At 73.7% G+C, this 15,155-nt stretch carries 12 protein-coding genes; 8 read left to right on the top strand and 4 right to left on the bottom strand.

Going from position 1 to position 15,155, the window contains the following annotated elements; translation table 11 throughout:
• The first annotated feature begins 154 nt into the window (after positions 1 to 154).
• Entirely contained in the window at positions 155 to 766 is a 612-nt protein-coding gene (locus tag BLS21_RS24915; protein WP_175479363.1) for a hypothetical protein, read from the top strand.
• Entirely contained in the window at positions 763 to 3,624 is a 2,862-nt protein-coding gene (locus BLS21_RS01970) for an LGFP repeat-containing protein (protein WP_091213066.1), read from the top strand. Before BLS21_RS24915 ends, BLS21_RS01970 begins: the two co-directional genes overlap by 4 nt.
• A 70-nt stretch (positions 3,625 to 3,694) precedes the next feature.
• Here BLS21_RS01970 and BLS21_RS01965 read toward each other — a convergent pair whose 3' ends face one another.
• Both BLS21_RS01965 and BLS21_RS01960 read right to left on the bottom strand, forming a co-directional pair.
• On the bottom strand, positions 3,695 to 4,276 hold the full coding sequence (locus BLS21_RS01965) for a hypothetical protein (RefSeq protein ID WP_091213063.1): 582 nt from the start codon (positions 4,274 to 4,276) through the stop codon (positions 3,695 to 3,697).
• The gene (locus tag BLS21_RS01960; protein WP_091213061.1) at positions 4,273 to 4,959 is read right to left on the bottom strand and encodes a glycosyltransferase family 29 protein; all 687 of its coding nucleotides are present in this window, start codon (positions 4,957 to 4,959) and stop codon (positions 4,273 to 4,275) included. Before BLS21_RS01960 ends, BLS21_RS01965 begins: the two co-directional genes overlap by 4 nt.
• Positions 4,960 to 5,213: 254 nt before the next feature.
• Between BLS21_RS01960 and BLS21_RS01955 the strand changes: the two genes are divergently transcribed.
• Genes BLS21_RS01955 through glfT1 form a run of 4 tightly spaced genes read left to right on the top strand, consistent with a single transcriptional unit; the run spans position 5,214 to position 9,656 of the window.
• On the top strand, positions 5,214 to 7,076 hold the full coding sequence (locus tag BLS21_RS01955) for a glycosyltransferase (RefSeq protein WP_091213059.1): 1,863 nt from the start codon (positions 5,214 to 5,216) through the stop codon (positions 7,074 to 7,076).
• Between the two features lie 8 nt (positions 7,077 to 7,084).
• Positions 7,085 to 7,954: a galactan export ABC transporter permease subunit Wzm/RfbD gene (gene wzm, locus BLS21_RS01950; RefSeq protein ID WP_091213056.1), complete on the top strand. Its 870-nt coding sequence runs from the start codon at positions 7,085 to 7,087 to the stop codon at positions 7,952 to 7,954.
• Between the two features lie 16 nt (positions 7,955 to 7,970).
• The gene (gene wzt, locus BLS21_RS01945; RefSeq protein ID WP_245699941.1) at positions 7,971 to 8,729 is read left to right on the top strand and encodes a galactan export ABC transporter ATP-binding subunit Wzt/RfbE; all 759 of its coding nucleotides are present in this window, start codon (positions 7,971 to 7,973) and stop codon (positions 8,727 to 8,729) included.
• Positions 8,730 to 9,656 (top strand): galactofuranosyltransferase GlfT1, encoded by a 927-nt coding sequence (gene glfT1, locus BLS21_RS01940; RefSeq protein WP_091213051.1) that lies wholly within the window; start codon positions 8,730 to 8,732, stop codon positions 9,654 to 9,656.
• A 162-nt stretch (positions 9,657 to 9,818) separates the two neighbouring features.
• Here glfT1 and BLS21_RS01935 read toward each other — a convergent pair whose 3' ends face one another.
• Both BLS21_RS01935 and glf read right to left on the bottom strand, forming a co-directional pair.
• Positions 9,819 to 11,738, bottom strand: coding sequence for a glycosyltransferase (locus BLS21_RS01935; RefSeq protein WP_091213048.1), 1,920 nt, complete (start codon positions 11,736 to 11,738; stop codon positions 9,819 to 9,821).
• A gap of 5 nt (positions 11,739 to 11,743) precedes the next feature.
• Complete coding sequence (gene glf, locus BLS21_RS01930) at positions 11,744 to 12,931, bottom strand: UDP-galactopyranose mutase (RefSeq protein WP_091213045.1); 1,188 nt, start codon at positions 12,929 to 12,931, stop codon at positions 11,744 to 11,746.
• A gap of 169 nt (positions 12,932 to 13,100) precedes the next feature.
• On the opposite strand from glf, the gene BLS21_RS01925 reads away from it, so the two are divergent.
• Positions 13,101 to 14,030, top strand: coding sequence for a glycosyltransferase family 2 protein (locus BLS21_RS01925; RefSeq protein ID WP_091213041.1), 930 nt, complete (start codon positions 13,101 to 13,103; stop codon positions 14,028 to 14,030).
• A gap of 1 nt (position 14,031) precedes the next feature.
• Positions 14,032 to 15,153 carry a mannose-1-phosphate guanylyltransferase gene (locus BLS21_RS01920; protein ID WP_091213779.1) on the top strand — a complete coding sequence of 374 codons (1,122 nt, stop codon included), beginning with the start codon at positions 14,032 to 14,034 and terminating at the stop codon, positions 15,151 to 15,153.
• The last annotated feature ends 2 nt before the right edge of the window (positions 15,154 to 15,155 follow it).

Genomic DNA, 15,155 nt, shown 5'->3' with positions numbered 1-15,155 from the left:
CCCGCGTCGCTCCACGGCGCGAGTCGTGACTGGCAGTAGCCTCCCGGGCACGGTCGCGGACGTGCGGCCGCGACCACCGCGCGAGCGGACAGCGCCGTCCGCCGCCCGGACGCCGATGACCGACCCCCCGCCGTGGGTCGACCTGGGAGTGCCCATGTCCCGCAGGACCCGTCGTAGCCGCCGTCGTCCCCTCCTGGTCCTCGTGACCCTGGTGCTGGCCGCCGGGGCGTTCGTGCTCTGGAGCCGGTCGGGGGAGCCCGCCCCGGCCTCGGCCGGGACCCCGACGCCGACGACGTCGGCGGCCGCGCCGTCCGCGGGCGTGCCGTCGACGGAGGCAGCGTCGGACGCGCCGGCGGAGGAGGACCCCGACACCGGCACGGAGGAGGTGGCCGACGAGGGGCCGCCGTCCCGCCGGACCGCGACCACCTCCGCGCCGGAGCCCGAGGAGGAGGACGACGGCGGGCTGGCCGCGGTCGCCGTCTCGCTGAGCTACACGGGCTACGACACCGCTGCCGGGGCCGTGGTCGCCGGCGGGTACGCCGACGGCGTCGTGGAGGAGGACGCCACCTGCACCCTGGTCCTCCGTCGCGGCGGCGTGGAGCTGCGCGGCGAGTCGCTCGGCACGGCCGACGTGACCACGACCGACTGCGGCGAGGTGCGGGTCGGCGGCGACGCGCTGACCTCGGGGACGTGGGAGGCGGTGCTCAGCTACACGTCGGACACGTCGGTCGGGGAGTCCTCGGCCGGCGAGGTGGTGGTGCCGTGAGGTCGTCCCGCCTCCGCCTGCTCGCGCCCTGTCTGGTCGCCCTGGCGCTCGCCCTCGCCTTCGTCGCCGGCTCCTCACCCCAGCAGCAGAGCCTGCACGAGTCGGCCGACGCGCGGTCGTTCGACCCGGGCAACATCATCAGCGACAGCGTCTTCTACGACCCCGCCACGATGGACACCGCGCAGGTCCAGGCGTTCCTCGAGCGCGAGGGTGCCAGCTGCACCAGCAGCCTGTGCCTGAAGAACCTGCGGCAGGACACCTGGACCCGTGCCGCCGACGGCTACTGCGGGAGCTACGAGGGGGTGGTGGGCGAGCGGGCGGCTCAGATCATCGCCAAGGTCGGCCGCGCCTGCGGGGTCAACCCCCAGGTGCTCCTGGTGATGCTGCAGAAGGAGCAGAGCCTGATCAAGACGTCGGCCCCGACGGAGGAGAAGCTCCGCAAGGCGGTGGGCTACGGCTGCCCGGACACCGCACCCTGCGACGCGCAGTACTACGGCTTCTACAACCAGCTGTACAACGCGGCACACCGCTTCCAGTACTACCGGGCGCACCCCGGCTCGTTCGGTCACCGGGTGGGCGTGGTCAACAACGTCCGCTACCACCCGAACGCGGCGTGCGGCACCGTGCCGGTCTACATCCAGAACCAGGCCACCGCGGGGCTCTACAACTACACCCCGTACACGCCCAACAGGGCCGCGCTGGACGCCGGCTACGGGACCGGCGACGGCTGCTCGGCCTACGGCAACCGCAACTTCTACCTCTACTTCACCGACTGGTTCGGCAGCACCCAGGCGTCGGGGGAGGAGTCGATCCGGGGCAAGTACGACCAGCTCAAGGCGTCCGGCGTGGACCTGGGCGCGCAGACCACGGGCGTGATCTGCGACCTGCCCAACGGCGGCTGCCGCGGCAGCTGGCAGGGCGGCACCATCTTCTGGTCCCGCTACACAGGCGCCCACGTCGTCCGCGGCGCGATCCTGCAGCACTTCCTCGCCCTCGGCGGGGTGCCGTTCCTCGGCTACCCGACCGGCGACGACACCGCGGCCCCGGTGAACCCCGGGTACTTCACCGACTTCCAGGGCGGGTCGATCTACTGGTCGCAGGCGACCGGGGCTCGTGAGGTGCGCGGCAACCTGCTCGCCGCGTGGCGCGCCAAGGGCGCCCAGTCCGGGGTCCTCGGCTACCCGGTCGGCGGCGACGAGGCGGTCCCCGGCGGCTTCCGCAGCCGGTTCCAGGGCGGGACGCTCTACTGGTCGCAGGCCACCGGCGCCCGGATGATCCGCGGCGCGCTGCTCGAACGGTACGAGGCCGCCGGCGGTCCCCGGGTGATCGGCTTCCCGGTGGCCGACGAGCGGCCCACGGCGCGCAACGGCGCGGCCGTCGACCTGACCGGCGGGGCCGTCTACTGGAGTTCGGCGACCGGCGCACGCGTCGTCCGCGGGGACATCCTGGCGACCTACCGGCAGTGGGGCGCGGAGGCCGGGGTGCTCGGCTACCCGACCGGCGACGACCAGGCCCACGCCTCCGGCTTCCGGACCACCTTCCAGGGCGGGCACGTCTACTGGTCGGCACCGACCGGGGCGCACGTGCTGCGCGGCGCGATCCTGGACCGCTACCTCGCCCACGGCGGCGCGCCGGTGCTCGGCTTCCCGACGACCGACGACGTCGCCGCGGCGGGCGGCGGCGCCAAGGCCGAGGTGCAGGGCGGCGCGATCTACTGGTCGTCGGCCACGGGTGCCCACGTCGTCCGCGGCGACATCCTCGCCCGGTGGCGGCAGTGGGGTGCCGAGTCCGGTGCGCTGGGCTACCCGACCGGTGACGACGCGGCCGCGCCGAACGGCGGGTACCTCACCACCTTCCGCGGCGGCACGATCTGGTGGTCGCAGCCGACCGGCGCGAAGGTGCTGCGCGGGGCGATCCTCGACCGCTACGTCGCCCACGGCGGGCCGCGGGTCCTGGGCTACCCGACGACCGACGACGTCGCGGCGGCGGGCGGCGGCGCCAAGGCCGAGGTGCAGGGCGGCGCGATCTACTGGTCGCAGGCGACCGGTGCGCACGTCGTCCGCGGGAACATCCTGGCGAAGTGGCGGCAGTGGGGCGCGGAGTCCGGGGCACTGGGCTACCCGACCGGGGACGACGCGGCCGCCGCGAACGGCGGGTACCTCACCACCTTCCGCGGCGGCACCGTCTACTGGTCGCAGCCGACCGGCGCCAAGGTGGTGCGCGGGGCGATCCTCGAGCGCTACGTGGCCGCCGGTGGCCCCGCGGCGCTGGGCTACCCGAGCACCGACGACGTCGCCGCGGCAGGCGGCGGCGCCAAGATCGAGCTGCAGGGCGGCGCGATCTACTGGTCGTCGGCCACCGGCGCGCGGGTCGTGCGCGGCGAGATCCTGGCGAAGTGGCGGCAGTGGGGCGCGGAGTCCGGGGCACTGGGCTACCCGACCGGGGACGACACCGCTGGCCCGAACGGCGGGTACCTGACCAGCTTCCGCGGCGGCACCGTGTACTGGTCGCCGGCCGCCGGCGCGAAGGTGGTGCGCGGCGCCCTGCTCGAGCACTACCTCGCCGTCGGGGGCCCGCAGGCACTGGGCTACCCGACGGCCGACGACGGGCCCGCGCCCGGTGGCGGCGGCGCCAAGGTGGCGCTGCAGGGGGGCGCCCTCTACTGGTCGCCGGCGACCGGCGCCCACGTGGTGGTGGGCGAGGCCGCCGACCACTACGTCGAGCTGGGTGAGACGACGTCCTGGCTGGGCTACCCGATCTCCGACACGGAGGAGACCCCCGAGGGGACGCACACCGAGTTCGAGCACGGCGTCATCGACGTGACCGACCAGCAGGTGGCCAGCGCCTCCCGGCGCTGACCGGTACGACGACCGCGGCCGCCGGCCCCCTCCCGAGGGGACCGGCGGCCGCGGTCGTGTGCGCGGTCGGTCAGGCGGTGCCGGCGCCGTCGGAGCCGGTGGCGGCGCCGGGCCAGCGGGCGGCCTCCAGCTTGCGCAGCCGCTCCTCGTAGAGCGCGATGCCGCTCAACCGCACCCGGATCCGCTCGTGCTCGCGGACCACCTCGTCGAGCAGGCGGCGCGCCTCCGGGACGTCCTCCGGGGAGCCGACCTCGACCGGCCCCTCCGCGCGCTCCCGGTCGGCGATCCGGACCTCGAGGGCGGCCACGTGCGGCCCCAGCCGGTCGACGTCGAAGGAGACCCGGCCGTGCTGCTCGCGCAGCTCGGCCAGTTCGCCGGACACCCGGCGCACCTCGTCCTCGAGACGCCGGACGTCACCGGCGAGGGCGTCGCAGCGCTCGTCGACGGTGCGGCGCAGCCCGTCGAGGGCGGCCTGCAGCTCGGCCCGCAGCTCCGCACGCAGGCCGGCGTCGACGTGCTCCACGCGCTCGCGCACGCCCTGCAGGGCCGGCTCGGTGCGGACGGCGACGACGGCGTCGAGCTTGCGCTGCACGCGCGCCCACACCGGGTTCACCCGGGCCGCGACCGCGAGCCGGCGCAGGGGGCCGCTCACCGGAGGTACTCCGCGCTGCCGTCCTCGATCCAGCTGCGCAGCATGGTGGCCTCCGCGATGAGCTCGTGGTCCCCGGTCAGGACCGAGGCCCCGCCGTAGGCGTGGTCCCAGGTCGACTGCACCGGGGTCCAGATGAAGGAGAACCCGGCGAGCAGCAGCCGCGCCTCCGGGTAGAGCCGGCGCACCAGCCAGGCCGCGACCGTGCCCGTCGTCGCCCACCGCGGCTGGGCCGGGTCGAAGCCGAGCGCGCGGGACAGCGGCTGGTTGACCTCGCGGTTGGGGATCGGCACCAGGCCGAGGTCCGGGGGCCACCAGGCGGGCAGCCGCTCGACGTCGGCGTACATCATCCCGGGCTCGTTGTAGAGGTAGAGCCGGGACCGGTAGTCGGCGAAGACCCACGGCGTGGCCTCAAGGGCCCACTGGGTGACGACGACGTCGGCGCGCGTGCCCAGCCCCCGGGGGTGCTGCGGACCGTCGAGGGCGAAGCCGTTCACGCGGACCACCAGGTCGGCCGCGTCGATCGCCGCGGCCCGCTCGGGATCGGCGGGCACGGGGGCGTTGCCGACGACGGCGACCGACTCCACGGGGGTGCGCCCGGCGTAGGCGTCGACCAGTCCGGCGACGACCTCCAGTCCGTTCCGCACGGGGGTCGGCGCCCCGACCTCGGGATCTGCGACTGCCATCGGCGCGACGGTAGCAAGCAGGGTGGGACGGACGGGTTCCGCCGGGGTGGTCCGGCCCTCCTGAGGGTGATGTGACGGATGGGGTCCCGTTCCGCCGGGCCTCGGGCCGCCGGGGGACGACGCGGCTATGCTGCGGTCATCGAAACCGGTCGGGGGACGCGTGTCGCTGCCGTGACCGGTGGGTGGTCCACGCCCGGTCGACCGCCGCGCGACCTGGACCCGTCATGCCGTCGTCCTGAGGACTGCACAAGCCTATGACCACCACCTCCGCCGAGCCGCCCGTCGCCGAGACCGAGTCGACGCCCGGCGTCGCCGGGCTGGCGCAGCGCCTCCTGACGCTGCCGCCCGCGCCGGGTCTGCCGGTCGAGCTGTACGCCAAGCGCCTCCGCGGTCACGTGGACCTGGAGCGCACCTCGTTCCGGCTCGCGCCGCACTCGGTGCTGACGACCAACACCTACTCCGGCCGCGTCCCCGCCTCCTACTGGCAGCGCTGGACCGCCGTGCGGGAGATGACCTTCCAGGCCGAGACCTCGGGGGAGGGCCGGGTCGAGCTGTACGCCAGCGACCCCACCGGGGAGGAGCGGTTCCTGACCGGGACCACGGTGTCGGGGGAGGACCGGGTCTCGCTGACCGTCGCGCTCGACCGGTTCGTCGACGGCGGCGCCGTGTGGGCGGACTTCTCCAGCGGCGACGGGGAGCTCCGCGTGTCCTCGGGGCGCTGGACGATCCCGCACCCGCCCCGGCCGCGGAACACCGCCGTGGTCATCTGCACGCACAACCGCCCCGCGGACTGCGTGAAGACCCTGCAGACGCTGGCCGCCGACCTCCCGGCGCTCGACGCGCTCGACACCGTCTACGTCGTCGACCAGGGCGACAAGCGGGTCTCCGCCCACCCGGACTTCGAGCAGGTCTCCGCCGCCCTCGCCGGCCGGCTGCGCTACATCACCCAGGCCAACCTCGGCGGCGCCGGCGGGTTCACCCGCGGCATGTACGAGATCACCGAGGTCGAGTCCGAGCACCACGCGAACGTGCTGTTCATGGACGACGACATCGTCCTCGAGCCCGAGTCGATCATCCGGATGACCGCGTTCGCCAACTCGGCGCGCGAGCCGGTGATCGTCGGCGCGCAGATGCTGTACGCGCTGCACCCGAAGCGGCTGCACACCGGCGCGGAGTTCGCCGACCTGGTCAAGCTGCAGGCCGGCAAGGTCGTGCCCGGCGCGCTGTGGAACGCCGACCTGACCGAGGAGAACCAGGAGCTGCGGGTCGACGCCGACTACAACGCCTGGTGGAGCGCGCTGCTGCCGTCGGAGATCGTCTCGGCGACCGGCTACCCGCTGCCGGTCTTCTTCCAGTGGGACGACATCGAGTACGGCTACCGCGCCCGCGAGAACGGCTTCACCACCGTCACCCTCCCCGGGGCCGGCGTCTGGCACGCCGACTTCACCTGGAAGGACCAGGACGACTGGTCGCGGTACTTCAGCATCCGCAACAGCCTGATCACCTCGGCCCTGCACACGGAGTTCGACAGCCGGGCCATCGCGGTCACGCTGTTCGGGCGCCTGGTGGCCTACGTCGCCGGGCTGCAGTACGGGCTGGCCGCGACCGTGGTCAAGGGCATCGAGGACTTCCTCGCCGGCCCGGAGGTCCTGGCCGACGGCGGGCAGCGGGTCCTCGGTGAGGTCCGCGAGCTGCGCAAGGCGTACCCGGAGACGGTGCGGCACGACGCCGCCGCGATCCCCGGCGTCCCGCTGCGCGGCGAGACCATCGAGCGCGCGCTGCCCGACCCGTCGCAGTTCCGCGCGGTGCTGGCCAAGCGCCTGCTGTGGCAGCTGACCGGCCGCACCGCCGGCTCGGTCGCCATCACCGCGGACGACGCCCAGTGGTGGCACGTCTCCCGGTACCGCCGCGCCATCGTCACCGACGCCTCCCAGGAGGGGGTGCGGGTCCGCGACCTCGACCGCGACCGGGCCGTCGCGCTGCTGCGCGAGAGCGCCGCGGCCTGCTACCGGCTGGCGCGGCGTGGCCCGGCGGCCGCGCAGCAGTACCGCGACGCGCTGCCGCAGCTGACCAGCCGCGAGAACTGGCGGCGCCTCTTCGGCGCCGAGGCCGAGTAGGCCCCGGCATGTCGACGAGCAGCACCACCACGGCCACCGCGCCCGACCTCCCGCCGCACGTGCGGCCCCCCGGTCGCGACTTCCGCTCCGCCTTCCGCGACCTCCGCCGCGGCTGGGAGCAGCGGGAGCTGTGGCTGCAGCTGGGCTGGCAGGACATCCGCCAGCGCTACCGGCGCTCGGTCCTCGGCCCGATCTGGATCACGATCAGCATGGCGGTCACCGCCATCGCGCTCGGCATCCTGTACTCCGCGCTGTTCGGCCTCGAGCTGGCGGAGCTGCTGCCGCACGTCCTCGTCGGGATGATCGTGTGGGGCTTCATCTCCGGGTGCATCAGCGAGGGCTCGGAGGTGTTCGTCGCCAACTCGGGGCTGATCACCCACCTGCCGGCGCCGATCAGCATCCACGTGTACCGGCTGGTGTGGCGCCAGACGCTGTTCTTCGCCCACAACCTGATCGTCTACGCCGTCATGCTGGTCGTCTTCCCGCAGCCGTTGCGGTGGACCGACCTCTCGGTCTTCCTGGCGTTCGGCCTGCTCGTCGTCAACGGCATGTGGGTGGCGCTGCTCATCGGCATCATCAGCACCCGGTTCCGCGACCTGCCGCCGGTGACCCAGAGCGTCGTCCAGCTGCTGTTCTTCCTGACGCCGATCGTCTGGATGTACGACGTCCTGCTGGACAACCCGGCCGTCGCCGAGCGAGCACGGTGGGTCGAGATCAACCCGCTGTTCCACTTCGTGGAGCTCATCCGCCGGCCGATGCTGGGCCAGGACCAGGAGTGGCACACCTGGTTCATCGTCATCGGCATCGCGGTGGTCGGCTGGGCCCTGACGTTGCTGGTCATGCGCCGCTACCGCGGCCGCGTGGCGTACTGGGTCTGAGGAGGACGCCACCGTGGTGAGCATCGACGTCCGCGACGCGAGCGTGGACTTCCCGATCTTCGACGCCAAGTCGCGGTCGCTGAAGCACACCGTCCTCGGTGTGGTGGGCGGCAACGTCGCGGCCAACGAGCGCAAGGTCGTCGTCATCGAGGCGCTGCGCAACATCGACCTGCACGTCTCCGAGGGCGACCGGCTGGCGCTGGTCGGCCACAACGGCGCCGGCAAGTCCACCCTGCTGCGGCTGCTGTCGGGCATCTACGAGCCGACCCGCGGCCAGGCGCTGGTCAACGGGCGGGTCGCGCCGGTCTTCGACCTCGGCGTGGGCATGGACCCGGAGATCTCCGGCCTGGAGAACATCATCGTGCGCGGCCTGTTCCTCGGGATGAGCCGCAAGCAGATGGAGGCGCGGGTCGACGACATCGCCGAGTTCACCGAGCTCGGCAACTTCCTGCAGATGCCGTTGCGCACCTACTCGACCGGCATGCGGGTGCGGCTGGCGCTGGGCGTCGTCACCAGCATCGACCCCGAGATCCTGCTGCTCGACGAGGGCATCGGCGCGGTCGACGCGGCGTTCCTCGAGCGCGCGAAGGGGCGGCTGAAGGACCTCGTGGACCGCGCCGGCCTGCTGGTCTTCGCCTCGCACTCCAACGACCTGCTCAAGCAGCTGTGCACCTCGGCGCTCTGGATGGAGCACGGCACCATCAAGCAGCAGGGGCCGCTCGAGGAGGTCCTCGACGCGTACAAGGGCCGCGAGCACGCGGCCTCGGGGGGCTGAGTGTCCGAGGCGGCCCCCCGGACCCCCGCCCGCCCGGACGACGAGCGCGTCGTCGCGGTCATCGTCACCCGGCACCGGCCGGAGTCCCTCGCCCAGGCGCTGAAGGCGCTGGCGGTGCAGACCCGGCCGGTCGACTCCGTCGTCGTCGTCGACAACGGGCCCGACCAGCCGGCCGAGGAGGTCGTGCGCGCCAGCGGGCTGCCGCACACCTACCTGCTCTCCCGGGCCAACCTCGGCGGGGCCGGCGGCTTCGCCCTGGGCATGCTCACCGCCCTGGCGGAGGGCGCGGACTGGGTGTGGTGCGCCGACGACGACGGGCGGCCCGCCGACGAGCACGTGCTCGCCACCCTGCTGTCGGTGGCCCGCGAGCGCGGGCTGGCCGAGGTCTCGCCCGCCGTCGCCGACATCGACGCACCCGGCAGCTTCGCGTTCCCGGTGCGCACCGGGCTGCGCTGGAAGGGTGAGCGCGACCGCCTCGGCGGTCAGGACTTCCTGCCCGGTTACGCCTCCCTGTTCAACGGCGCGCTCTTCGCCGCCGCGACCCTGGCCCAGACCGGCGTGCCGGACCTGCGGCTGTTCGCCCGCGGCGACGAGACCGAGATCCACCGCCGGCTGGTGCGCGCCGGCCTGCCCTTCGGGACGGCGCTCGACGCCACCTACCTGCACCCCAACGGCCGGGACGAGTTCAAGCCGATCCTCGGCGGGCGGCTGTCCGCGCAGTACCCCGAGGCGGAGTGGAAGCGCTACTACACCTACCGCAACCGCGGGTACCTGATGCGCCAGCCCGGGATGCGCTGGCTCTTCCCGCTCGAGCTGGTCCGCTTCTCCTGGTTCTTCCTGGTGACCCGGCGCGACGTGGCCGGGTACCGCGAGTGGCTGCGCCTGGTGCGGGCCGGCCGCCGCGAGCGGTTCACCCCCGCCGCCTGAGCGCACCCCCCTCCGACGACGGCGGGGCACCCGCCTCCACGAGGTGGGTGCCCCGCCGTCGTCGTGCGCCCGCGCCTGCCCGGGATGCCGGACGGCCCGGGCCCCCTCCGAGGAGGGAGCCCGGGCCGTCCGGGGGTACGGGTGCCCGCTACGGGGCGGTCCTCACGAGGTGAAGACCTTCTCCCAGTTCTGCGCCGAGGTCAGGTCGGCGTAGGAGTCGCGGTACTGCTGCTTCGCGCGGGGGAAGCGCCGGGCGATCTCCAGGTTCAGCCGCACCGACTCGCGGGCCAGGCGCCAGAACGTCGCCGGGTCGCGGCGGCGGACCGTGACGCCGCGGCCGTCCGCGGTGGCGACCGAGGCGCTGTCCAGCTGGGCCAGCACGAACCACTGCGCGTCCCGGGCGGGGAGCTCGACCTGCGGCCGGTCCTCGCCGTCCTGGACCGGCCGGACGTTGTTGCGCAGCGCCTGCAGCGCCGCGCGGGCGATCGCCCGCTTGGCCACCGGCGGGTGCACCATGCCCTCGGTCGCGTCCTGGCCCATCCGCGGCAGCGGGATGCGCGACCGCTCGGTGATGACCTGGCCGTCGGAGTACCGCGCCCGCTCCGCACGGACCTCCGCCAGCACGCCGGGCAGCTGCGGGAAGAGGTTGTCCGGGCCGGCGAGGAAGTCGCGGTAGGCCTTCAGGTGCAGCGCGACCGCGGAGTACTCGAGGCGGAACAGGTGCCGGATGTCGGCCCGGATGTTCTCCTTGACGATGTCCTCGGCGCGCTTGAGCGGGCTATGCAGGGCGGCGATCACGAGCTGGTTGCGCGCGTGGAAGTACGCCTGCCAGTCGGTCGAGTCGTCCTTGTCGGTCCAGGACAGGTGCCAGATCGCCGCACCGGGGAGGGTGACCGTGCGGTACCCGGCGGCGCCGGCCCGCAGGCCGTACTCGGCGTCGTCCCACTTGATGAACAGCGGGAGCGGCAGCCCGATCTCCTCGGCCACCTCGCGGGGGATCAGGCACATCCACCAGGCGTTGTAGTCGACGTCGACCCGGCGGTGCAGGTGCCGGGCGTCGCGCAGCGACCAGTGCGCGAAGTCGTGACCCACCGCGGCGTACGGCGCCGGGCGGTACCGCATCAGCCGGCGGTCGACGCTCTCGCCCATGGTGTGCAGCACCGAGCGGTCCTGCAGGGTCAGCATCTGCCCGCCGACGAGGGTCGGCTCGTCGGTGAACCGGGCGAAGGTCAGCGCCCGGTGCAGGCTGTCGGCCTCGAGCTGGACGTCGTCGTCGAGGAACACCAGGTGGGTGGCGTCGGTCCGGGTGAGCGTCTCGTGCATGGCGCGGGCGAAGCCGCCGCTGCCGCCGAGGTTGCCCTGCTCCACCAGGTGCAGGCGGTCGCCGAGCAGGCCGGCCACCTCGGGGAACGAGGCCTCGTCGCGCACCTTGAGGTTGCCCTGGTCGGCCACGACCACCGCGGCGAGCTCGGCGCCGAGGACCGGGTCCGCGGCGACGGTCTGCAGTGCGGCGACGCAGTCGACCGGGCGGTTGAAGGTGCAGATGCCCACGGCCAGCCGGCCCGGGCGCAGCGGCTCCCGGTCGGCGTACCAGCCGGCGTCCTCGATGATCGTGTCCTCGTCGGCGGTGACGTCGAACCAGTACCAGCCGCCCTCGACGAAGGGGGTGAGGTCCAGGTCCAGCTCGACCGTCCGGCCGGTGCCCTCGACGGTGGTGCCCAGGGCGTGCAGCACGTCGCCGTTGCCCTTGGTGCGGTAGACGTCGATGCGGCAGGTGCCCGAGACGCGCAGCTGCAGGGTGATGCTGGTCAGCGAGGTCCAGCGCCGCCAGTAGCCCGCCGGGAAGGCGTTGAAGTAGGTGGCGAAGGAGACCTCGTCACCGGCCGAGAGGTGCCCGGTCGACCGGGAGGTGACGTGCACCTTCTCGGACCGGACCTCGTCGAGGTACAGGGCGCGCACCTTGCGCGGGTCGGCGACCCGCGGCATGAGGACGCGCTGCAGCAGGGTGACCGCCCGGCCGGGGGCCAGGTCCTCGGCGGCGAGGTCGGCCACGACGTCGGGGGACACCTCGGTGGTCGTCATGGGGGTCAGTCCTCCAGGCGGCCGTCGAGGGCGCCGCCCTCGGCGAAGTAGGGGCGGATGCGGTTCTCGAACATGGTCAGCGCCGAACCGATCGCCATGTGCATGTCGAGGTACTTGTAGGTGCCGAGGCGCCCACCGAAGAGGACGCGCTTCTCGGCGGCCTCCTTGGCGGCCAGCTCGCGGTAGCGCTCGAGCTTGGCGCGGTCCTCGGGGGTGTTGATCGGGTAGTACGGCTCGTCGCCGGTCTGGGCGAAGCGGGAGTACTCGCGCACGACCACGGTCTTGTCGGTCGGGTAGTCGCGCTCGGGGTGGAAGTGCCGGAACTCGTGGATCCGGGTGAAGGGCACGTCCTCGTCGGCGTAGTTCATGACCGAGGTGCCCTGGAAGTCGCCGACCGGCAGCACCTCGGTCTCGAAGTCCAGCGTGCGCCAGCCGAGCTCGCCGGCCTCGTAGTCGAAGTACTTGTCGATCGGGCCGGTGAAGACCGTCGGGACGTCGGTCGGCAGCTCGCCGCGGACGTCGAAGTAGTCGGTGTCCAGCCGCACCTCGATGTTCGGGTGGTCGGCCATCCGCTTCAGCCAGGCGGTGTAGCCGTCCTTCGGCAGACCCTCGTAGGTGTCGTTGAAGTACCGGTTGTCGAACGTGTACCGCACCGGGAGGCGGGCGATGACCGCGGCGGGCAGCTCGGTGGGGTCGGTCTGCCACTGCTTCTTCGTGTAGCCGCGGATGAAGGCCTCGTACAGCGGGCGGCCGATCAGCGAGATCGCCTTCTCCTCGAGGTTGGCGGCCTCGGCGGTGTCGATCTCGCCGGACTGCTCGGCGACGAGGGCACGGGCCTCGTCGGGGGAGAAGCTCTTGCCGAAGTACTGGCAGATGGTGGCCAGGTTGATCGGCAGCGAGTACGTCTTGTCCTGGTAGATGCTGAAGACGCGGTGCTGGTAGTTCGTGAACTCGGTGAACTGGTTGACGTACTGCCAGACCCGCTCGTTGGACGTGTGGAACAGGTGGGCGCCGTAGACGTGCACCTCGATGCCGGTCTCGGGCTCGGGCTCGGAGTAGGCGTTGCCCCCGATGTGGCTGCGGCGGTCGATGACCAGCACGCGCTTGTCCAGCTGGGTGGCGACCCGCTCGGCGACCGTGAGGCCGAAGAACCCGGAGCCGACGACGACGAGATCAGGACTGGCTTGAGTCACGTTTCGCGACTGTACCGGCGCAGAACGGCCCGACCCGGGCGAAACGGGGACTGGTGTGACGGGCCCGTCCCCCACGTCACACCGGTTCCCTGGAGCCCCACGAGGCCCGCCGTCCCGGGCCTCCGGGTGGGCCCGGCGACGTTCCCGCTGGCCTCGTAGGGTTCCCCGCGTGAGCGCACCACCGCCGGACGTCCCCCTCCGCGTGGTCGCGGTGACGTACTCCCCGGGCGAGGCCCTGGAGGGGTTCGTCGAGTCGCTGGGCGCGGCCACCACGCGGCCGGTCGAGGTCGTCCTCGCCGACAACGGCTCGACCGACGGCGCCCCCGAGCGCGCCGCGGCCCGCCACCCGCACGTGCGGCTGCTGCGCACCGGCGGCAACGTCGGCTACGGCGCCGCGGTCAACGCCGGGATGGCCGGCCTGACCGAGGGCTACGCCGTCGTCGCCAACCCCGACGTCCGCTTCGACCCCGGCTCGGTGGACGAGCTGCTGGCCGTGGCCGCCCGCTGGCCCCGTGCGGCGACCGTCGGCCCGGCCATCCGCACCCCGGAGGGCGAGCTCTACCCCTCGGCCCGCGACCTGCCGCGGCTGTCCACGGGTGCCGGGCACGCGCTGCTCGGCTGGGCCTGGCCGGGCAACCCGTGGACGGCGCGCTACCGCCGCGAGCGCGAGGCGCCGCGGGAGCGCCCGGCCGGGTGGCTGTCGGGCTCGTGCCTGCTGGTCGACGTCGCGGCCTTCTGGTCGGTCGGCGGCTTCGACCCCGGCTACTTCATGTACTTCGAGGACGTCGACCTCGCCGAGCGGCTGTCCCGCCGCGGCTGGCTGCACGTCTACGCCCCGTCGGCGGTGGTGGAGCACGAGGGCGGCCACGCCACCCGGCGCCAGCCGCACCGCATGCAGCGGGTGCACCACACCAGCGCGCTGCGCTACCTCTCGGGGCAGTACCCGCTGCGCCGGCACGCCCCGCTGCGGCTGGCCCTGCGCGCCGGCCTGGGCGGCCGGATGCTCGTCTCCTACGTGAGCGGCCGGGTGGCCGCCGGCGCCCGCTTCCAGCGCCGCGCCGAGGGCGTCGGCCGTGGGGCCCGCCGCCGGAGGGGCTGAGGTGCGGCACGCGGTCGTCATGGCCGGCGGTTCGGGGACGCGGCTGTGGCCGCTGTCGCGCAGCGGGCGGCCCAAGCAGCTGCTCGACGTCCTCAGCGACAGCGTCGGCGGTGTCGTGGCGAGCGGGGACGGCCCGCCGCACAGCCTGCTGGCCGAGGCCTTCGCCCGGCTGGAGACGGTGCTGCCGGCCGACCGGATCTGGGTGTGCACCGCGGCCCGCTTCGGCGAGCAGGTGCGCGCCGCCCTGCCGCGGCTGCGCCCGGACCGGCTGGTGCTCGAGCCGGTCGCCCGCGACACCGCCAACGCCGTCGGCCTGGCCGCGGCCCTCGTCGCCGACGTCGACCCCGACGCCGAGCTGGCCGTGGTCAGCGCCGACCACGTCATCCGGCCGGTCGAGCGGTTCGCCGCGGCCCTGACCACCGCCTACGACGCCGTCACCGCGCGGCCCCGGTCCCTGGTGACCCTGGGCATCCGGCCCACCGCACCGGCCACCGGCTTCGGGTACGTGCAGCGCGGCGCGCCGACCGGGGTCCCCGGCGTCGCCGAGGTGACGTCGTTCCGCGAGAAGCCCGACCGCGCCACCGCCGAGGCCTACCTGGCCTCGGGGGAGTACCTGTGGAACTCGGGCACGTTCGTCTGGCGGGCGTCCACCGTGCTGCAGGCGCTGGCCGAGCACCTGCCCGCGACCGCCGAGGGCCTGGCCCGCGTGGTCGCCGTCCCGGCCGGGCCGCAGCGGGACGCCGTCCTGGCCGAGGTCTTCCCCGCGCTGCCGAAGACCAGCGTCGACTACGCCCTCCTGGAGCCCGCGGCGACCGAGCCGGGGCGGGTGCTGGTCGCCGACCTCGACGTCGACTGGCTCGACGTCGGCTCGTGGCCAGCCCTGGCGCAGACGCTCGAGCGGGTGGGGGAGGACGCCGTCGCAGGGCTCGTGGTCGGCCTCGACAGCGCCGGCAACATCGTCTTCAGCGACGACCCCGACCACCTGGTGGCCCTCGTCGGCGTCCGCGACAGCGTCGTGGTGCACACCGCCGACGTCACGATGGTCTGCCCGGTGTCCGACGCCGAGCGGGTCAAGCAGCTGCTCGCCGCCGTCGAGGAGAGACACGGGTCACGGTTCAGCTGAAG

Origin of the sequence: Geodermatophilus siccatus, assembly GCF_900103785.1 — a bacterium.
Classification (GTDB): Bacteria; Actinomycetota; Actinomycetes; order Mycobacteriales; family Geodermatophilaceae; genus Geodermatophilus; species Geodermatophilus siccatus.
Note: the sequence above shows the minus strand (reverse complement) of the source record. Positions and strands in the feature narration are given on the sequence as shown.